Consider the following 19,051-nt stretch of genomic DNA (forward strand, 5'->3'; position numbering starts at 1 on the left):
ATACTCTTTGTTTACTAAGTTACGCTTAAAAATAGGGAAGTAATTCATAGAAGATGGGGGTAAACCGATGAAAATAATAGGAATAGATTGTGCGACAAAATCCCAAAAAACAGGATTGGCTTTGGGTCATTACGAAAATGGCACACTAACATTAAAAGATGCGACTTTAGGATTTACTAAAACACCAATAGCACAAACAATATATAAGTGGATAAATCCAGATGATAAAGTTTTGCTAGCAGTTGATGCTCCGTTAGGGTGGCCGCAAAACCTAGGCTCAACCCTAACGGAGCACATAGCGGGAGAACCTTTAGAAAGCGATTCAAATAATCTATTTCGAAGAGAAACAGATAAATTCATAAAAAGAAACGTAAACAAACAGCCGCTAGATGTAGGAGCAGATAGAATAGCTAGAACTGCCCATTCTGCTTTGGCAATCATGATGAGTTAAGAAGTTTAACTAACCAAAATATTGAGCTAGCCTTAAATCATCAAAAACTAGCTCCAATATCAGCGATAGAGGTATACCCTTCAGCTACATTAAGCCAATGGGACATTAAAAGTACAGGCTATAAAGATAAAAAGGGAGAGGGTTTTAGAAAAGCTATTGTTAAAGAACTTTCCAGATATATTGATATCTCCTTAAGTAAAGAACTGCTAATAAAAGAAGATGACGTGCTTGATAGCGCAATATGTCTATTAGCTGCAAAGGACTTTTTAGAAGGTAAAGTGTTTTATCCTGAAGATATAGAACTAGCGAAAAAAGAAGGGTGGATATGGGTTAGAAAATAACATTTCAATTTTTTTAAGCAGTGGTTTTGAGAACTTGGAGAACTAACAAACAAAACATTACAGATAATATCAGCCAGCAAACATAAATCATGAAAAGCTGCACCATCCAAAGTGTCTAAATCCGCAGTAATGAATTACCATTTGAGTAGTGGGAAGTGGGAAGTTAGAAATGGGAGCCATTTGGGTTGCGATGTCCGCAGGCAATGAATTACCTGCTACTAAGCGTTTGAGAAGCTGTTGATTTCAACCGTAGTAGTAGTAGTAGAGGGGAATTCATTCCCCGTGCTTGACAACGTCGCCCCATCCAAAGCCGTAGCCAAATCCGCAGGCAATGAATTACCTGCTACGTGTTGGAGAGGATGCTGGTTTCAACAGTATTAGAGGGAATTCATTCCCCGTGCCTTGGCACCGCTGCACCATCCAAAGCCGTATGCAAAACCGCAGGCAATGAATTACCTGCTACTACGTGTTTGAGAGGATGCTGAATTTACCTGTGGTAGAGGGGAATTCATTCCCCGTGCCTTGACAACGTCGCCCCATCCAAAGCTGTGCCAAATCCGCAGGCAATGAATTACCTGCTACTACGTGTTGGAGAGGATGTTGATTTTAACCGTAGTAGAGGGGAATTCATTCCCCGTGTCTTGGCACCGCTGCACCATCCAAATCCGTATGCAAAACCGCAGGCAATGAATTACCTGCTACGTGTTGGAGAGGATGCTATGCTGATTTCAACCGTAGTAGAGGGTAATTCATTGCTTGTATTTTTGGAATTTATATATAAAGGATGTTCTCGTCATGAGAACATCCTTTATTAATCAACTAACATTTGACTACTATCATTGAAAAAGGTTTTATATCCAAAATGTAGAAACAATATAACGGTTAGCGAAACACTTCCCACTATCCCCAACATAATAGCAATTTGATACTTTATTGACAGTACCGGCGAAACACCTGACAAAATTTGCCCAGTCATCATCCCAGGCAAAAAAACAATACCCATACCCACCATAGAGTTTATCGTTGGTAAGATAGCCGAATCAAAGGCTTTATCCACAATATCTTTAGAAGCCATCTTTGGTGTAGCGCCAAGCATTAAGGCAGATTCCACCATATGCTTTTGTTTGGTCATACCGTCCACAAGCCTTGTTACACCTAAAGAAATACCAGTCATAGAATTTCCTATTAACATTCCTGCAATGGGAATAAAATACTGTGGATCATACCAAGGAGAGATGTTGATTACTATAAATAAAAAATATAATAGACTAGACAAAGTTCCTATTACCATTGAAGCGGCTATAGTTTTTTTGAGAGGGGTGGAAATTTGCTCTTTGGTTCTTTTAAATATGTTATGAATTGCAAATGCCTCCATAATAACTATTACCATTATTGTATAAAAAGGGTTTTTATTATCCAATAAATAAACAAGAATATACCCAACAAGTATGAGCTGTATTGTCATTCTAATTGATGAAACAAGGATTTCTTTTTCCCTTGAAATTCCCCTGGCTCTAACGATAAGCAACAAAATAACAACAAAAACATAAGCAGCTATCATCTGCAAAAATGAAAGCTCTACAACATCACCCATAACTTATACCTCCTCAACACTGGTTACTGTACCATCTTTAATCTTAATAACCTCATTTGCAAATTGACGGGCAATATTTTTTGAGTGGGTAACCATGACTAGAGTTTTGTTATTGCTACAAGAATAATTTACAAGCTTTTCAATAATTAACAGCTCAGTATCCTCATCTAAGGCTGAAGAAGGTTCATCTAGCAAAAGCACCTCTGGATTCATTAGCATAACCCTAGCTAAAGCTAACCTCTGTTTTTCTCCACCAGATAGTTTATCAGCCTCATCATCTAGCATTTTCCTAAGGTAGACAGTTTTCAAAGCTTTTTGTAGTTCACCCTCAGCTGCCTCTTGTTTTTCAGAAAATTTAAGCCCAATCAAAAGATTATCCTTAATGCTACCACTAAAAATAGCAGGTTCTTGTGGCAACATTATTACATTTCTTCTTAATTGGACAGAATCAATTTCATCAATTAATCTATTTCTAAAAAAGATTTCTCCACTGTCACAGCTAATAAGTTTATTTAACATCCGCAAAAGGGTGGTTTTACCGCTACCACTTTCCCCAACTATACAGGTAATTTTTCCCTCCTTTATTTCTAAGTTGTTAATGTCAAGGATTTTTTTGTACTTTATATTGTTAAGTAAAAACATAGACAAACCTCCTACAATGGAATTTGGACCGATAAATACATTAGAATAAATAGCTAATTTAGTTATTGTTTATCCTTTTAAAATTCGTAGCCAAATCTAAAGCCGTTGATTTCAACCGTAGTAGTAGAGGGTAATTCATTCCCCGAGCTTTATCAACGTCGCCCCATCCAAAGCCGTAGCCAAAACCGCAGGCAATAAATTACCTGCTACGCGCTTGAGAAGATGTTGATTTCAACCGTAGTGGTAGAGGGTAATTCATTCCCCGAGCTTTATCAACGTCGCCCCATCCAAAGCCGTAGCCAAAACCGCAGGCAATAAATTACCTGCTATGCGTTTGAGAAGATGTTGATTTCACCCGTAGTAGTAGAGGGGAATTCATTCCCCGAGCCTTGACAACGTCACCCCATCCAAAGCCGTAGCCAAATCCGCAGGAATGAATTACCTGCTACGTGTTGGAGAGGATGCTGGATTTACCCGTAGTAGAGGGGAATTCATTCCCCGTGCTTGACAACGTCGCCCCATCCAAAGCCGTAGCCAAAACCGCAGGCAATAAATTACCTGCTACGAGTTTGAGAAGCTGTTGATTTCAACCGTAGTAGTAGTAGAGGGGAATTCATTCCCCGTGCTTGACAACGTCTCACCATCCAAAGTTGTATCTAAATCCGCAGGCAATGAATTACCTGCTACGCGTTTGAGAAGATGTTGATTTTAACCGTAGTAGTAGAGGGTAATTCATTCCCCGAGCTTTTACAACGTCGCCCCATCCAAAGCCGTAGCCAAAACCGCAGGCAAATTACCTGCTAAGCGTTTGAGAAGCTGTTGATTTCAACCGTAGTAGTAGTAGTAGAGGGGAATTCATTCCCCGTGCTTGACAACGTCGCCCCATCCAAAGCCGTAGCCAAATCCGCAGGCAATAAAATTACCTGCTACTACGGTGTTAATACGAAAAATTTAATTTCATTATATCATATTGGAATTGATTTTAGAGTGTTTTCTATACATAAATAAGCTTAATTTTAACTGCAATTGGCGAAGCTTTCTATTAAGCGTTGACTTAATTAAAAGAAGACAGTAGAATATAATTAAGTAATAACTTAAATAGATAGGGGGATTATATGAGTATTATTGAAGTTGAAAATTTAACAAAAAAGTATGAGCAATTTACAGCTGTTGAGTCAATTAACTTTAAAGTTAAGGAAGGGGAAATATTTGGGCTTTTGGGTCCAAATGGTGCGGGAAAAACAACCACTATTAACATGTTAATAGGTTTAGCTAAAATTACCAAAGGTGATATCAAAATAGTTGGAATTGAATGTGCTAAAAATCTAAGTAAAATCCAAGAAAAGATAGGGATTATTCCAGATGAGAGTAATTTGTACCCTGAGATGACAGGGGTAGAAAACCTAAGTTTTTGTGGCGCCTTATATGGAATGAACAAAAAAGAAAGAGAGGAAAAAGCTTTACAATTGTTGGAGCAAGTAGGATTATCTCATGTTGCTGAGAAGCCTTTTAAAGCGTACTCCAAAGGTATGAAAAGGAGGTTGACAATTGCCGCCGGCATTATCCATGGTCCTGAAATTTTGTTTTTAGATGAACCAACTTCTGGAATTGATGTCGAAAGTGCTAGACAAATAAGAAAGTTATTAACTTTACTTAATAGAAATGGAACAACTATATTTTTAACTACCCATTATATCGAAGAAGCGGAAAGACTATGCGATAGAATTGCGTTTATCGTAGAAGGGAAAATTGTAAAAATTGATTCTACTGTTAACTTGATGGAAAAGGCACAACAAGAAAAAGTAGTGCAGTTTTATGTTGAAAATAGCAAGATAGATCTCCAGAGTGTTTTGGAGAAAAAGTTTCCTAATTACAGGTATAAATTAATAGACAGCAAAACTATAAGGGTTTATTCAAAAGAAAAAATAGACCTTTTACCGTTTATCGAATTATTTAAAAAGCATTCAGCGGTGGTATACGAAGCTAAGCTTGTAAAGCCATCCTTAGAAGAAGTATTTGTTCAAATAACTGGCATAGAAACGAACAAAATGAAAAAGGAGGGTGGTAGGTAATGAACGCAAAAATTGCATTTTGGAATATTTTAATGAAGGACATGAAAAACTACTACTTTAAGCCTCCTAATATTAGCTGGGGCATTATTTTTCCTGTTGCCTGGACACTTATGTTTTTTATTAGGTCAGAAACTAGTATGGGTATTAGAGATATTTTGCCTGGAGTTATATGTATGTCTATTCTTTTTGGTACTACATCGATGTTAGCAGTAACAATAACTTTTGAGAGAAAAAGTCGTTCTTTTGAAAGACTTCTTTTAGCTCCTATAGATTTAAATTTATTAATGTTGGCAAAAACAACTGGAGCTATTCTTTTTGGGATACTAAATGCTATTTTCCCAATTATATTTGCGTCATTTTTAACTGACCTGTCCGACATCAACTGGGTTGCAGCTATGGGTAGTATCTTTTTTATCGCGGTTACCTCAACATTTATGGGGTTATTTATTGCAGTCTCAGTTAGCGAAGTTTTTGAAGCCCAAACATTTTCAAACTTTTTTAGATTTCCTATGCTATTTTTATGTGGGTTATTTATTCCAGTAGAACAATTGCCTATGTTTATTAGGCCGATCTCTTATATATTACCCTTAACCTATGGTGCAGATATTTTAAAAACAGCGATAAACCAGGATGGTCATCTTTTATTATCATTAAACTTTTTAATGCTGCTGTTTTTTAGTGTATTGTTGTTTTTATTTAGCACTAGAAATATTAAAAATAAGTGGATTCACTAGCCAAACTTATTAAAAGGGCTAGCACCTGTTGTGCTAGCCCTTTTATCCTTGTCAACACAGTATCATCGAAATCGGTATGCAAAACCGCAGGCAATGAATTACCATTTGAGTAGTGGGAAGTGTGAAGTTAGAAATGGGAGCCATTTGGGTTGCGATGTCCGCAGGCAATGAATTACCTGCTACGTGTTGGAGAGGATGTAGGCTTCAACAGTAGTAGAGGGGAATTCATTCCCCGTGCCTTGGCACCGCTGGCCATCCAAATCTGTATGCAAAACCGCAGGCAATGAATTACCATTTGAGTAGTGGGAAGTGTGAAGTTAGAAATGGGAGCCACTTGGGTTGCGATGTCCGCAGGCAATGAATTACCTGCTACGTGTTGGAGAAGATGTAGGCTTCAACAGTAGTAGAGGGGAATTCATTCCCCATGCCCTTTGCAACGCTGGACCATCGAAATCCGTATGCAAATGCGCAGGCAATGAATTACCATTTGAGTAGTGGGAAGTGTGAAGTTAGAAATGGGAGCCATTTGGGTTGCATGTCCGCAGGCAATGAATTACCTGCTACGTGTTGGAGAAGATGTTGATTTCAACCGTAGTAGTAGAGGGGAATTCATTCCCCGAGCCTTGACAACGCTGGACCATCCAAATCTGTATGCAAAACCGCAGGCAATGAATTACGTGCTACGTGTTGGAGAAGATGTTGATTTCAACAGTAGTAGAGGGAATTCATTCCCCGTGCCTTGGCACCGCTGGACCATCCAAAGTCGTATCCAAATCCGCAGGCAATGAATTACCTGCTACGTATTGGAGAGGATGTTGGTTTAACTGTTACTTTTAATTTAAATGGGGTTGTAAGGTTCTGCCAATAATTGAGGCTGAGCTCTAAATCGTTCAATCAATAACCAGCGGGAACAAACCCTACCTGCATAAAATGTTATTTTATACTTTGAAATTACGATTTCTATAATTGATACATTTTTATTCTATATATATAATAGAAGGGAAAATAGATAGAAAGAGAAAGGAAATGTCTATGTATAAGGAAATTAGTTTTCTAGAAATCATTATAGTTTTTGCGGTAACTATTACGGGAATAGGGATGGGAATTGTGCTTTTTGAAACTGCATTGATAGGGTTGATTTTGGGGATTTTTGTGTCGGGGGTTATTTGTAGTCGTAACGGTTATCAAATAAGTCAGCTATGGCAGATGATAAAAATGGGAACATCTAACGCAAAAGGAATTCTTATGATAATGTCTCTTATTGGAATGTTGTCTGCTTCTTGGATGTTGAGTGGAACAATCGCTGCTATGATGAACATAGGTTTTGACTACCTTACTCGAATGAACGCCTTGCTAGCATTTTTTATAGTAACTACTATAATATCACTAATCCTGGGGACATCAATTGGTTCGATTAGTGTTATAGGTATTTCTTTTATGGAAATAGGAACTTCTATGGGTATTCCGCCAGCTATGATTGCAGGGGCTGTGGTATCAGGTGCATACATAGGTGATAGGACATCGCCGATATCAAGTAGCGCCAACTTAACCGCTTCTATAACCGGCACAAATATTATGGAAAACATAAAAGTTATGATGACAACTCTTTGGCCGGTTGTTTTGCTTTGCATAGGATTTTATTATTGGTTAGGCAGAGAGTATATACTGACAGAACAATCTATAAATCACATAAACAACGTCCAGCAGCTTTTAAGTGGTTATTACACAATTGGCTGGTATACTTATTTACCTCCCATACTATTAATGGGGGGTGCTATTTTTCGTTTTCCTATACTCTACTGTATTTTAATAGGACTTATATCCAGTATGGGTATTTCTTTTTTTACTACAGATCTAACTATTGCACAAATGTTAGAAACTTTAATTTTAGGATATCAGCCTGAAAATGGTGAGATAAGTAAGATTATTTCTGGAGCGGGCTGGATTTCTATGCTAAATGTTATTTTAATTATTTTATTTTCAACAGCTTTGAATGGTATTTTAGAACATACTAAAATGATAAAACCTTTGATTGATATTTTTTCTAAAAAAATAAAAGATGCAAAAGAACTGGTCTTTAAAACGTCCGTCCTTTGCATAGGAATTAATGCTATAACCTGTAATCAAAGTTTATCGATAATAATCCCTGGTAAATTTCTAAAAGAACAATATCAGGAAAAGGGGCTTACTAAAAATGAACTAGCAAGAACTATCGCTGACAGCGGTGTAGTGACTGTAGCTTTGTTGCCGTGGAATGTTAATGCTTTAGCTATTGTAGCAATACTTGGTGTAAATACCTTAGACTATGCTCCATATGCTTTGATTCCATACCTATTGCCCATAGCAACAGTAATATACCCACACGTACAAAAACCTAGGCTAACTCAAAAAGAAGAGGCAGCATAGGCTTAAGTAATGTTATAGTAGGTCATGGCAAAACTTTTTTCAATTTAGAATCGAAGTATTGTTGGCTTGAATTAGGTGCTAGTGGTTTGAAAATCTCAAAAACTACGTTTTTATGATCTTGTTCAACATAAGCATTATAAGTAACACCTACAGTATTTAGGTTATTTTCTGTTATAAACATATTAATCTTAGAAAAAGCAAAGTCCATAAATTCAGGTTCATCAGAATAACGTAGATAAACACACTTTCCGCAATTTAAAGATTTTCTTGTTTCAAAAAGCGATTTATATTTTAAATAATCATGGGCCTGTATAATAATTTCATAGTTAGCTGTAATCCTTCCATCTTTATGAACATTGGGGCCATAACATTTTGTGATTAAAGGTCCAAATGTTTTTACTCTGTGTTTTTTTAATGAGTGTTTAAAATCTTTTATTTCACCTTCCAGGTCATCTAGATTAAGGCAATGAAGTTTTCTTATTAGTACATTTTTTAATACTAGACTTTTGTTGTTTTTAAGGATAATTTTACTCATAATAATTCCCTCCAATTGAAAATCTTACTTAGTTTTAGTTTTTAGTTAAATAAATAACTAATCATGCCGCAAAAAACAAAAAAAGCCCACAATAAAAGACAAATATCTTTTATTATGGGCTTTTAAATTGCAAACTGTGTTTGGTTTAAAAGTTGTCCATAAAAATATAAGGTTATGTAAAATAATAGAATAAATTTAGCTTATGTAGTAAAACATATCTAAATTTACTTTCCATTAATTACATTATATGACAAATTACGCTCTGCTGTCAACCCAATACTTATCTAATTTCAATTAAAATTCTTTCGATTCGTTCTTTAGGGTATACATCAATTTTTTTTATGCCCACCTTTCTGTCTATTAACAAGCTCACTTTGGTTAAAAAATCGTCAATGGTATCTTCATAAATTGTTCTTCTAATAATTTCTACTAGCTTATAGTTTGAACCAGCGTTTGTATTTAATAAACTTTCTTCTAATCGTGTTAACGGCTGCTTTAAAAGAATTTCAATTTCTTTACCGTTGATAAAAACATTAACCAAATTTGCTCCTTTTCCAGTCACATCTTTTAGATATTTAGAGTATAAATTTCTAATTTTTAACTCTAATTCTGCTTTTTTTGCTTCATCTAAAATGAAATCTTTGTTGACTACAACAATGTTTTCTCTTTTTTCTACAATATCGATGGCTAGGGACTCTAAGGTGTTAATTAAAGAATCAAGGTTTATAGGCTTTATTAAAAACTTTTCAATCTTTAAATCAACGGTTTTTAGAATGGTTTCCGAGTCGGAAAGGGAAGAGGTAATTATTAATGGACAATATACCCCCTCATTTCGTAGATTTTTCATCATTTCAATCCCGTTCATATCCCCCATTATTAAATCAGTAATAATAATATCGGGCTCATGGTGAAAAAAACTTTTGATGCCCTCAAGACCATTGGAAGCGGTAATCAGCTTTCCAACTTGAGGCTTAAGAAACTTACTTACTTCCCTCTGGGTAATCGGTTCATCTTCGATATAAAGAACCTTTATTTTTTGTAATACAGTTAGATTTCTCATATATCTCCTCCTTCCATGTTTTATAGTTTCTATTTTATCCTATAATAATTTAAAGCGCCTCGGTATTTACTTTTTACAACTAAAGAGGAAGTCCTTGTCGCACAATACTATGTTAGTTTGATTGTCTATGAAATGAAGCGTTTTTGTCAATCAGCCAATGGACTCACATCGTATAAACAACTTTTTAACAAAATCTAATGAAAAGACTAAATAATTGTATTGAAAACTAGGACGAAGCAATATTTATAATAAAAAGAGGAAAAAATTTATTTTAGCAGAACTTGTTATGTGACGAAAAAATGCCTAGGAAGGGAGGAGTAATATGCTCTGTCATAATTGCAACGCTGAAATTAATGATAAAGCAGTAATTTGTGTTCATTGTGGTGTTAACACTGAAAAAAAAGAGCCGCAAGTTTCTTATAGCAGTGAGAATAAACAACCTGGTGGTGTGGGGATAGCCGGCTTTGTACTGGCTTTGATTTCTTTATTTTTACCTATACCTATAATTGATATATTTATAGGTTTTATAGCTCTTATCTTGTCGGTTGTTGGCATGAGTAATAATAGAGCTAATAGAGGGCTCGCCATTGCAGGTTTGGTGATTTCAATTATTGCTATAATAGGTAGCTTTTTTCTCTGGATAAATTTATTTAGTTTATTCATGTATTTATAGTGGAGGAGGAATAATAAGTGTTTTGTAGAAATTGTGCTTCTCAGTTGAATGACAAGGCAGAGGTTTGTATGTCTTGTGGATTGAAACCTTTGAATGAAAATAAATACTGTCAAGAATGTGGGGCAGAAACTTCTGATAAACAGGAAATCTGTATTAAATGTGGTTGTCGTTTGCAGAAGCTAAATAATACTAGTTTTAGCATTGATAATAATGAACTAATATATCCATCTGAACCACCCAAAAGTTCTGCCACTGCTACCTTACTAAGCTGCTTTGTACCTGGTGTAGGACAGATATATTTAGGTCAGACCGCAAAAGGATTAGCTTGGCTTGGTGGATCCGTTTTATTAACTACAATGACTGCTGGATTGGCTGCTATTCCCATTTGGATTGCAGTAATGGTAGATGCTAACCTTATTGGTCAAAAGCTACAAAAAGGTCAACCTGTACAGCAATGGGAATTTTTTTAAGGGGGTAAATAAGTGCTTGATTTATGGCCTAGGTCCTTACTAAAAATTATTCCTGTAGATGAGAAAAGGTACTTTTGTTATGTTATGACTGCTATATGTTTAGCTCTGACAGGTATCCTTTATAACTCTCTTTTGTGGCAACAAAGTTATATTCTTTCAAGAGGGCACTTTTTTATTTCTGAACTAAGAGAGATTGTACATTATGGTAGATGCCCCCTTTGTGGTGGAACTAGATCCTTTTTAAGTTTTTTATCAGGGGATATCTTAATGGCATTACATTATAATATGTTTGGCTTATTACTTTTTGCAATTATATATTTTTTATTACCCTTTAGAATTGCTATAGTGTTAGGGGTAGATAATTTATTATTAAAAAAAGTCAGAACAGTAGATGTTTGGGTTGAAAAACACTTTTTATACTTGCTTTTTGTAATATTTTCATTGCAATGGGCATTAGATTATATGGGGATATTGGTTTGGAAAGCTTAATCTAAGCTAAAAGAAACTCAAGGGTAGAGTATCTTTTTTAGTTACAGTCCCAAAAGTATCACATCAAAACTATAATAAAAAATGGAATCCTTAAATATGAAAAAGCGGCTATAAACAAACAACCCCAGCACAATTGTTGGGGTTGTTCTAGCCTGCAGATAGGTTTTCTTCATACTTCTTCACAACTTTATAACTAAGCTTAACTACTTCTCTTCTAATGGTGTTATCTAAACAAACTTCACTATAATCTATAACTTTCTTTTCAAAAAACATTTTACCAGTTATATCTTTAACCCTTGGGGAAGTTGCCAAAAAAATGCCGGTACTTGCTCCTTCTTTTGGGGAGGAACCTTTTTTAGTAATTATAGGTGATAAAAATTTCATCATCAAAGTTTTCCCATTCCAAATTTTAGTTGCTACTCTGCCGGGGCATGCAGCATTTACTGTTACTCCCTTATCTTTTAACCTTTCAGACAAGTCGATAGTATAAAAAATCTGTGCAAGTTTGGAAGCGTAATAGGCCTTAAACCCATAAACATTACTATAAAACATATTATCATCTACTTTTAATTTTCCATAAAAGGCAGACTTCGAAGTTATATTAACTATACGTGCATCTGCAGTTTTGATAATAATAGGCAAAAGTAGTTCAGTAAGAAAAAAAGTGCCTAGATAATTTACCCCCATAGTCATTTCAAACCCATCTTCTGTTTTTTTTGCTGTATCACAAAAAACTCCAGCATTGTTAATTAGGACATGGAGTTTATTATATTTAGTTCTAAACTTTTTTGCAAAGCGTTTAATAGAACTAAAAGATGCCAAATTAATTTCCATAACATCAACATCTACCTTGGCATATAGATTATTAAATTCTTCCTGGACCTTTAAACCCTGATCTAAGTTTCTACAAGCAAGCACAACTTTAAAGCCTTGAGTACACAACTCTTTAGCCATTTCAAACCCAATACCACTGGTTGCACCAGTTATCACAACTACTTTATTATCCAATGCAACACCACCCCTATCTTTAGCTTGTTAAAAATATATGTTCTACATCTGCTATATAATACCTGCTTTTTATTTTCTAGTTGCACAAAAGCCTATCAAAACATTTGACATACCTTATTTTACTATATAAAATAAAAGTAATTAGCATATGCTAACTAATAAAGAGGTGATATTATGAAAATAGCAGTAGCAAGCGAGGAAGGGTATGTGAGCGAAAATTTTAATCAGTGCCAGGAATTTACGATTTTTAAAATACAGGGAGAAAGGGTTGTAAAAAAAATACCTTTCAAAAGCTATGATAATGAAACACAAGAGCTTCCCGAATATTTAATAGGACATGGGATTGAAGTTGTTATCGTTGGCTGTGTAGGGAATACCCCTGTAAAACTATTTCATGAAAACGGCATTAAAATAGTGCTAAACGTTAAAAGTGATATCAATCAAGCAGTAGAAGGTTTCTTAAAAGGTCAGTTAAAACCAGTAAAAACAAACTATATCGATGAAAATTCTTGTTGTAATAAGCAGCAGTGTAAAAAGGGTAGCTGTTATTAGTGAGCTACAAACTATAAATACTTTAAATGGTTACAATGTAATGGTATAATTTATATCATCAAAAACTGCAAATTATTCACAAGATGTTAATTTTGTAAGAGTGGTGAATTTTGCATCCTTGATGACTATGTCGGGAAATGGTAACAGTAAAGTAGTTTGAGTCATTTTTTACTCATTTGCGAACCTAGGTCGGAATGACACACTAGGCAGTTCTTTTTTTAAAATATCTATAAACATACTGTTGTATAGAGAATTGTAAAAATCTAATGCTAGATTCGAAGGGAGGGAGAAAATGCCAAGACCAGTAAAGTGCAGGAAAGTAGAATTTTTTCCGCAAAAAACCTTTTTCAAGCCTTCAGGGAAAAAAGGATGCATAACAGAACAAATAACATTAAAAATAGAAGAACTTGAGGCTATGCGGCTTAAGGATATTGAAAACTTAAACCAAAACCAGTGTGCAGAAAAGATGGGTGTTTCTAGACAAACATTCCAAAATATTATAGATAGTGCAAGAAATAAAGTTGCGCTAGCCTTAACTAAAGGGAAAGCTATAAATATTAATGGTGGACACTATATGACCAGAGATTGTAAGTTTAAGTGCGCAAAGTGTGGAAAAAATGTTGATGAAAAGTATGGCAGTTGCTCTTATTGTAAATCTAAAGAAGTGATATGCCAAAGAAAAAAAAATGATTGTTTTAATAAGCAGCAAGCCTAAATATATGTCACAAAAGTGAAATATATTAAAATAACAAGTACTATATAGTAGAGAAACAGAAAATATGTTAAAATATATAAAAGGGATTGAGTGAAAGTGAAAACTTTAACGTTATCGGCAAAACCTTTGCATCGCAGGCAGCACATCCCTTACTAAATTTTCTGACACTTTAAATAGTGATAAATATGAGGAGGGAGTTAAATGGAAAAATTTATAATAACTATTGATGGTATGAAAGTTCAGTGCCAAAAAGGTGATACTGTATTAACAGCAGCAAAAAGGGCTGACATTCACATTCCTACGTTATGTTATTTAAAAGAAATCAATGAAATAGGCGCCTGTCGACTTTGTATAGTAGATATAGAGGGGCAGAGAAACCTGCAACCGGCGTGTGTGTTTCCAGCATCTAATGACATGGTGGTAAAAACAAATACCAACCAGCTGAGAAAGGCAAGAAAAAATGTGTTGAAGCTTTTATTATCAAACCATGACAGAGAGTGCTTAACATGTACTAGAAGTAAGACTTGCGAGCTTCAAGATCTTGCGGAGGAGTTTAACGTTGATGAAGTTCCTTTTGAAACTAACCGTACTAATCATACAATAGATGATAATTCGCCTTCTATCGTAAGGGATACCAGCAAATGTGTTTTATGTGGAAGATGTATTGCTGTTTGTAGAGATATGCAAAAAGCTGAGATCTTAGATTTTACAAATAGAGGTATAGATACCCAAGTGACTCCAGCATTTAACGACAGCTTGGTAGAAACAGACTGTATTAGTTGTGGACAATGTATTATGGCTTGTCCTGTAGGAGCTTTAAAGGAAAAAGAGGATATAGAAAAGGTATGGGATGCTATTGAAGACGAAGATGTTCATGTGGTTGTCCAAACAGCTCCCGCTATAAGAACAGCTCTTGGTGAAGAATTTGGTTTGCCTATAGGCACAAGAGTAACAGGAAAAATGGTGACAGCCCTTAAAAGAATAGGTTTTTCCAAAGTTTTTGACACAAACTTTGCTGCAGATTTAACAATTATGGAAGAAGGGTATGAGTTGCTGAATCGTTTAGAAACAGGAAAAAACCTGCCACTTATAACTTCGTGTTCTCCGGGTTGGGTTAATTACTGTGAAATTAAGGCGCCAGAGTATATTAGCAATCTTTCTTCTTGTAAATCACCTCATCAAATGTTTGGTGCAATTGTAAAAACTTATTATGCCGAAAAAAATAACATAGATCCAAGCAAGATTTTTGTGGTATCGGTTATGCCTTGTACAGCCAAAAAAGGTGAGGCAGCAAGGGTAGAAAACCAGGTAAATGGCCATAAAGATGTTGACGCTGTAATAACTACAAGAGAATTAGCTAAGATGATAAAACAGGCAGGTATAGATTTTAATAAACTTAATGACAGTGAGTTTGACAATCCTTTAGGAGAATATAGTGGAGCAGCTGCTATTTTTGGAGCTACTGGAGGAGTTATGGAAGCTGCATTAAGAACAGTTGCTGATGTTGTTGAAGGACGTGACATAGAACCGGTAGAATATCAGGAAGTTAGAGGAATAGATGGTGTAAAAGAAGCCACTATAAAATTGGGCGGCAAAGAAATAAATGTAGCTGTTGCCCATGGCACAAAAATGGCTCAAGAACTTTTGGATAAAATTGCTGCTGGAGAAAAGCAGTATCATTTTGTAGAAGTGATGGGTTGTAGCGGTGGATGTGTTACAGGTGGGGGACAGCCTCATGTGTCGTCTACTATAGATACTGACGTTCGAGTGGAAAGGGCTAAAGTTCTTTATAAGGAAGATAACATCCAAAAGGTAAGAAAATCCCATAAAAACCCATTCATCCAAAAATTATACCAAGAGTTTCTACAAGCTCCTAACAGCGAGAAAGCTCATAAACTACTTCATACCCATTATGTTCCTAGAGCGAAAGGTATAAAGAATAGAGCTGATGGTGCACTTCATGAAATAGCAGTTAGCGATGATTAAGGGGGCAAACTGATGCAAAACTCACAGGTTAAAAACCAGCTCAACACAAACTATTTAGTAAAAACAGCGTTATTGCTAGCACTTGCACTAGTTTTTCAAATTGGTTTTAGCCAGTTTGCACAGCCCGCTGTAGGTCCTCTGGTAAACATGACATTATTTTTAGCTGCTATTACAGTGGGAACTATGTCTGGGATACTAGTGGGGAGTCTAACGCCGTTAATAGCCTTCATGCTAGGAATAATGCCGCTATTTCCTTTAGTAGTTTTTATCATTGTTGGAAATATTATTTTAGTAACCTTGTTTAGCATCGTTCAAAAGGCAATTAAAATAGACCGTCATATTATAAAGCAAGCTATAGGGGTGCTTTGTGGAGCGATAGTGAAGTTCGCTTTTTTAGCTATCTCTGTAAGATACTTTGTAACGTTCTTTATTGAAGAAGTTCCTCCTCACTTAATTGAAATGCTTACTTTCCCACAGCTATATACAGCCTTAGTGGGGGGAGCACTAGCATTATTGTTAGCAAAAAGAATCCAACCCTATTTCAAAAACTAAACTTATTTAAAGCTGGCTCAAAAAATGAGTCAGCTTTTTATGTGCGTCCAACATGTGCGTTAACTTGTTAGTAAAGTCTGCTGTGACATGAATCATAAACCTTAATTGGCCACGAAAACGTCGATATTTGCTTATTCTGCTTGGTCTGAGAGCTGGGCTTGAAACTAGATGTGATGCTGGGCCTGGAATGAGTATAATTACTAGTGTTTTTTTAAAAACGATAATTAGTCCATTATTACCAACCCAGCATGTAGCTAATTTGGAAAAGGAACTGCGACCCAGCAGATAGCTAGTTTATACGTTTTCGTGGCCAACAAGGGTTTAAATGTTTAGTTAGTCAATATGACTTTAGGTTTGGGGCACAGCAAGTAGCTAATTTATAGGCCTTTGTGGCTAACTAAGGACTTTAAAAAAGTAATCTTGCTATTTAAATGGATTAGAAGAGCAATAGGGATGTATTTGGACCTATAACAAAAATAAGATGTAGTAGATATATGGGGATAGATTAATCCAAAAGTGATGAGTGATTGGACCTTGTGAAGTGCTTGGGCAAACCTTAATTGGCCACGAAAACGTCGATATTTGCTTATTCTGCTTGGTCTGAGAGCTGGGCTTGAAACTAGATGTGATGCTGGGCCTGGAATGAGTATAATTACTAGTGTTTTTTTAAAAACGATAATTAGTCCATTATTACCAACCCAGCATGTAGCTAATTTGGAAAAGGAACTGCGACCCAGCAGATAGCTAGTTTATACGTTTTCGTGGCCAACAAGGGTTTAAATGTTTAGTTAGTCAATATGACTTTAGGTTTTGGGGCACAGCAAGTAGCTAATTTATAGGCCTTTGTGGCTAACTAAGGATTTTAAAAAAGTAATCTTGCTATTTAAATGGATTAGAAGAGCAATAGGGATGTATTTGGACCTATAACAAAAATAAGATGTAGTAGATATATGGGGATAGATTAATCCAAAAGTGATGAGTGATTGGACCTTGTGAAGTGCTTGGGCAAACCTTAATTGGCCACGAAAACGTCGATATTTGCTTATTCTGCTTGGTCTGAGAGCTGGGCTTGAAACTAGATGTGATGCTGGGACTGGAATGAGTATAATTACTAGTGTTTTTTTAAAAACGATAATTAGTCCATTATTACCAACCCAGCATGTAGCTAATTTGGAAAAGGAACTGCGACCCAGCAGATAGCTAGTTTATACGTTTTCGTGGCCAACAAGGGTTTAAATGTTTAGTTAGTCAATATGACTTTAGGTTTTGGGGCACAGCATGTAGCTAATTTATAGGCCTTCGTGGCAACTAAGGACTTAAAAGTACAATGGATTAGGGGAACATTTAGTATGGCATGCTATGCATTGGGAAAATCAAAAAAGATGGAATCTCAAATCAGTATGTTTGAAATTCCATCTTTTTTGATTTATTGATGCCTAACTTGAGTCAAAATACGTAATTGATTAAAAACTCTTTTTTATGTCAAAAATATAGGATATATGGCTAAGTGCACGACAAAACTAGCTGTATAAACATAACTAGCCGTACGTAGCAAAGGAAAAGCGGCTATAAAAAGGAGTGTAGATTATGGAAAGTATCAAGCGAACTTTCTTTATGGGAGTTGTGACAGTCTTGATATTGTCTATAGCTAATATACAATTTTTTAACCTTATTTATGCACATGAAGTGGCAAGTAATAAAGGTACAGAAAATGCTTTTAAAAAAACTGCAGCTTTAGAAAAGCAAATTGAAAGGCTCATTTACGAGTCCGTTCAACACATTGAATTTTTAGACCAAGTATATGAAGACCAGTATGACAAAAGCTTAAAGCTAGTATATAACCACATAACGTATTCAGATCGATTGAAATCTCAAGGCGAAGCCTTCTTAAAAAATAGTATAGAAGTAACAGCTACCAATCAATCAGCAACAAACCTAGACTTGACTAAACGCTCTGCTATAACTGCCTTTGAAATTGATAACTATATTTTAAAGGGGTCAGCTTTAGAAGGGTTGGGGGAAGCCTTTATTCAGGCTGAAATAGACCATGGAGTAAATGCTTTTTTTCTGTTGGCCCTTGCAGTACATGAAAGTGGGTGGGGAAGATCAGATATAGCAAGAGATAAAAATAATTTGTTTGGATTTGGTGCATATGATAAAAATCCATATAAATATGCCCGCTCTTTTTCCACAAAAGAAGAAGGAATCGACGTAGTAGCAAGCCACATTTCTAACCAGTATTTGACAGAAGGAGGGCGCTTTTACTCTGGTGGTTTTACTTTAAAGCACGTAAATCGTAGATATGCCAGTGACCTCAATTGGCATGTAAAAATCGCAAGATCTATGGAGCGGTTCAATCAAGATATAATTAGCAAGCAAAATATAGAATATCATGAAATTCTATACGGACAAGGAGAGTGAAAACTATGAATGAACATTTGAATATTGTTGTAGTGCCAAGTGCTCATGAAAACACAAAAAGGTTTAAAGTAAGCTATAAAACTATTAAACGCTGTATAACTTTTTTAGTGTTATTCCTTGTAATGTTATCGTTTTTACTAGTTTTATACAGATTTGAACATAAAAACCTACAAGCACAGGCGGAACAAGGAAAAGAATATGCAAGAGCAAATTCACAGCTTCAAGTAGAAATACAAGAATTAAACAAAATAATAGACGATTTAATAGAAAGCACTCAAATCTTAGAGGAAAACCTTAAAGAAATAGAAGACTTAAAGGAAAGAACATCAAAAAAATAAAAGAGAACAATT

General features: G+C 35.5%; 19 protein-coding genes. 14 read left to right on the forward strand and 5 right to left on the reverse strand.

The genetic code is table 11. The features are described 5' to 3' along the window. Positions 1 to 67 precede the first annotated feature (67 nt). Positions 68 to 451 carry a DUF429 domain-containing protein gene (locus PRVXT_RS01300; RefSeq protein ID WP_350343898.1) on the forward strand — a complete coding sequence of 128 codons (384 nt, stop codon included), beginning with the start codon at positions 68 to 70 and terminating at the stop codon, positions 449 to 451. 65 nt (positions 452 to 516) lie between these two features. Then, positions 517 to 792, forward strand: a complete 276-nt coding sequence (locus PRVXT_RS01305) for a DUF429 domain-containing protein (protein ID WP_350345082.1) — start codon at positions 517 to 519, stop codon at positions 790 to 792. Positions 793 to 1,603: 811 nt separating this feature from the next. On the opposite strand, the gene PRVXT_RS01310 is transcribed toward PRVXT_RS01305, so the two are convergent. Together PRVXT_RS01310 and PRVXT_RS01315 are read right to left on the reverse strand one after the other, a co-directional pair. Then, positions 1,604 to 2,386, reverse strand: a complete 783-nt coding sequence (locus tag PRVXT_RS01310) for an ABC transporter permease (protein WP_350343899.1) — start codon at positions 2,384 to 2,386, stop codon at positions 1,604 to 1,606. 3 nt (positions 2,387 to 2,389) lie between these two features. After that, complete coding sequence (locus tag PRVXT_RS01315; protein WP_350343900.1) at positions 2,390 to 3,028, reverse strand: ABC transporter ATP-binding protein; 639 nt, start codon at positions 3,026 to 3,028, stop codon at positions 2,390 to 2,392. 1,115 nt (positions 3,029 to 4,143) lie between these two features. On the opposite strand from PRVXT_RS01315, the gene PRVXT_RS01320 reads away from it, so the two are divergent. The 3 genes from PRVXT_RS01320 to PRVXT_RS01330 all read left to right on the forward strand — a co-directional run bounded on the left by PRVXT_RS01320 (position 4,144) and on the right by PRVXT_RS01330 (position 8,240). Next, the gene (locus tag PRVXT_RS01320) at positions 4,144 to 5,100 is read left to right on the forward strand and encodes an ABC transporter ATP-binding protein (protein WP_350343901.1); all 957 of its coding nucleotides are present in this window, start codon (positions 4,144 to 4,146) and stop codon (positions 5,098 to 5,100) included. Next, on the forward strand, positions 5,100 to 5,834 hold the full coding sequence (locus PRVXT_RS01325; RefSeq protein ID WP_350343902.1) for an ABC transporter permease: 735 nt from the start codon (positions 5,100 to 5,102) through the stop codon (positions 5,832 to 5,834). Before PRVXT_RS01320 ends, PRVXT_RS01325 begins: the two co-directional genes overlap by 1 nt. 1,026 nt (positions 5,835 to 6,860) lie before the next feature. Then, positions 6,861 to 8,240, forward strand: coding sequence for a Na+/H+ antiporter NhaC family protein (locus tag PRVXT_RS01330; RefSeq protein ID WP_350343903.1), 1,380 nt, complete (start codon positions 6,861 to 6,863; stop codon positions 8,238 to 8,240). Positions 8,241 to 8,262: 22 nt separating this feature from the next. Here the strand turns inward: PRVXT_RS01330 and PRVXT_RS01335 are convergent, their stop codons facing one another. Together PRVXT_RS01335 and PRVXT_RS01340 are read right to left on the reverse strand one after the other, a co-directional pair. Continuing rightward, on the reverse strand, positions 8,263 to 8,775 hold the full coding sequence (locus PRVXT_RS01335) for a hypothetical protein (RefSeq protein ID WP_350343904.1): 513 nt from the start codon (positions 8,773 to 8,775) through the stop codon (positions 8,263 to 8,265). 280 nt (positions 8,776 to 9,055) lie between these two features. Next, positions 9,056 to 9,835: a response regulator gene (locus PRVXT_RS01340; protein ID WP_350343905.1), complete on the reverse strand. Its 780-nt coding sequence runs from the start codon at positions 9,833 to 9,835 to the stop codon at positions 9,056 to 9,058. A 322-nt stretch (positions 9,836 to 10,157) separates the two neighbouring features. On the opposite strand from PRVXT_RS01340, the gene PRVXT_RS01345 reads away from it, so the two are divergent. Genes PRVXT_RS01345 through PRVXT_RS01355 form a run of 3 tightly spaced genes read left to right on the forward strand, consistent with a single transcriptional unit; the run spans position 10,158 to position 11,467 of the window. Beyond that, positions 10,158 to 10,508 (forward strand): hypothetical protein, encoded by a 351-nt coding sequence (locus PRVXT_RS01345; RefSeq protein ID WP_350343906.1) that lies wholly within the window; start codon positions 10,158 to 10,160, stop codon positions 10,506 to 10,508. Positions 10,509 to 10,525: 17 nt separating this feature from the next. Continuing rightward, positions 10,526 to 10,978 carry a hypothetical protein gene (locus PRVXT_RS01350; RefSeq protein WP_350343907.1) on the forward strand — a complete coding sequence of 151 codons (453 nt, stop codon included), beginning with the start codon at positions 10,526 to 10,528 and terminating at the stop codon, positions 10,976 to 10,978. Between the two features lie 12 nt (positions 10,979 to 10,990). Then, positions 10,991 to 11,467 carry a DUF2752 domain-containing protein gene (locus tag PRVXT_RS01355; RefSeq protein WP_350343908.1) on the forward strand — a complete coding sequence of 159 codons (477 nt, stop codon included), beginning with the start codon at positions 10,991 to 10,993 and terminating at the stop codon, positions 11,465 to 11,467. Between the two features lie 147 nt (positions 11,468 to 11,614). Here PRVXT_RS01355 and PRVXT_RS01360 read toward each other — a convergent pair whose 3' ends face one another. Then, the gene (locus PRVXT_RS01360; protein WP_350343909.1) at positions 11,615 to 12,475 is read right to left on the reverse strand and encodes an SDR family oxidoreductase; all 861 of its coding nucleotides are present in this window, start codon (positions 12,473 to 12,475) and stop codon (positions 11,615 to 11,617) included. Positions 12,476 to 12,649: 174 nt separating this feature from the next. Here PRVXT_RS01360 and PRVXT_RS01365 point away from each other — a divergent pair, with 174 nt between their 5' ends. From PRVXT_RS01365 to PRVXT_RS01390, 6 genes are all read left to right on the forward strand, one after another. Beyond that, positions 12,650 to 13,027 (forward strand): NifB/NifX family molybdenum-iron cluster-binding protein, encoded by a 378-nt coding sequence (locus PRVXT_RS01365; RefSeq protein ID WP_350343910.1) that lies wholly within the window; start codon positions 12,650 to 12,652, stop codon positions 13,025 to 13,027. A gap of 292 nt (positions 13,028 to 13,319) precedes the next feature. Further along, on the forward strand, positions 13,320 to 13,742 hold the full coding sequence (locus tag PRVXT_RS01370; RefSeq protein ID WP_350343911.1) for a DUF134 domain-containing protein: 423 nt from the start codon (positions 13,320 to 13,322) through the stop codon (positions 13,740 to 13,742). A 201-nt stretch (positions 13,743 to 13,943) separates the two neighbouring features. Further along, positions 13,944 to 15,728 carry an NADH-dependent [FeFe] hydrogenase, group A6 gene (locus PRVXT_RS01375; RefSeq protein ID WP_350343912.1) on the forward strand — a complete coding sequence of 595 codons (1,785 nt, stop codon included), beginning with the start codon at positions 13,944 to 13,946 and terminating at the stop codon, positions 15,726 to 15,728. A gap of 12 nt (positions 15,729 to 15,740) precedes the next feature. Further along, positions 15,741 to 16,280: an ECF transporter S component gene (locus tag PRVXT_RS01380; RefSeq protein WP_350343913.1), complete on the forward strand. Its 540-nt coding sequence runs from the start codon at positions 15,741 to 15,743 to the stop codon at positions 16,278 to 16,280. A gap of 1,587 nt (positions 16,281 to 17,867) precedes the next feature. Further along, complete coding sequence (locus PRVXT_RS01385) at positions 17,868 to 18,701, forward strand: glucosaminidase domain-containing protein (protein ID WP_350343914.1); 834 nt, start codon at positions 17,868 to 17,870, stop codon at positions 18,699 to 18,701. Between the two features lie 5 nt (positions 18,702 to 18,706). Next, on the forward strand, positions 18,707 to 19,039 hold the full coding sequence (locus PRVXT_RS01390) for a hypothetical protein (RefSeq protein ID WP_350343915.1): 333 nt from the start codon (positions 18,707 to 18,709) through the stop codon (positions 19,037 to 19,039). The last annotated feature ends 12 nt before the right edge of the window (positions 19,040 to 19,051 follow it).

The organism is Proteinivorax tanatarense, assembly GCF_040267685.1.
GTDB classification, from domain to species: domain Bacteria; phylum Bacillota; class Proteinivoracia; order Proteinivoracales; family Proteinivoracaceae; genus Proteinivorax; species Proteinivorax tanatarense.

Excerpts from the sequence above, each read along its gene's own strand:
- PRVXT_RS01300 (WP_350343898.1), top strand. The coding sequence starts at position 68 with ATGAAAATAATAGGAATAGATTGTGCGACAAAATCCCAAAAAACAGGA.
- PRVXT_RS01310 (WP_350343899.1), bottom strand. The coding sequence starts at position 2,386 with ATGGGTGATGTTGTAGAGCTTTCATTTTTGCAGATGATAGCTGCTTAT.
- PRVXT_RS01315 (WP_350343900.1), bottom strand. The coding sequence starts at position 3,028 with ATGTTTTTACTTAACAATATAAAGTACAAAAAAATCCTTGACATTAAC.
- PRVXT_RS01320 (WP_350343901.1), top strand. The coding sequence starts at position 4,144 with ATGAGTATTATTGAAGTTGAAAATTTAACAAAAAAGTATGAGCAATTT.
- PRVXT_RS01325 (WP_350343902.1), top strand. The coding sequence starts at position 5,100 with ATGAACGCAAAAATTGCATTTTGGAATATTTTAATGAAGGACATGAAA.
- PRVXT_RS01330 (WP_350343903.1), top strand. The coding sequence starts at position 6,861 with ATGTCTATGTATAAGGAAATTAGTTTTCTAGAAATCATTATAGTTTTT.
- PRVXT_RS01335 (WP_350343904.1), bottom strand. The coding sequence starts at position 8,775 with ATGAGTAAAATTATCCTTAAAAACAACAAAAGTCTAGTATTAAAAAAT.
- PRVXT_RS01340 (WP_350343905.1), bottom strand. The coding sequence starts at position 9,835 with ATGAGAAATCTAACTGTATTACAAAAAATAAAGGTTCTTTATATCGAA.
- PRVXT_RS01345 (WP_350343906.1), top strand. The coding sequence starts at position 10,158 with ATGCTCTGTCATAATTGCAACGCTGAAATTAATGATAAAGCAGTAATT.
- PRVXT_RS01365 (WP_350343910.1), top strand. The coding sequence starts at position 12,650 with ATGAAAATAGCAGTAGCAAGCGAGGAAGGGTATGTGAGCGAAAATTTT.
- PRVXT_RS01370 (WP_350343911.1), top strand. The coding sequence starts at position 13,320 with ATGCCAAGACCAGTAAAGTGCAGGAAAGTAGAATTTTTTCCGCAAAAA.
- PRVXT_RS01375 (WP_350343912.1), top strand. The coding sequence starts at position 13,944 with ATGGAAAAATTTATAATAACTATTGATGGTATGAAAGTTCAGTGCCAA.
- PRVXT_RS01380 (WP_350343913.1), top strand. The coding sequence starts at position 15,741 with ATGCAAAACTCACAGGTTAAAAACCAGCTCAACACAAACTATTTAGTA.
- PRVXT_RS01385 (WP_350343914.1), top strand. The coding sequence starts at position 17,868 with ATGGAAAGTATCAAGCGAACTTTCTTTATGGGAGTTGTGACAGTCTTG.
- PRVXT_RS01390 (WP_350343915.1), top strand. The coding sequence starts at position 18,707 with ATGAATGAACATTTGAATATTGTTGTAGTGCCAAGTGCTCATGAAAAC.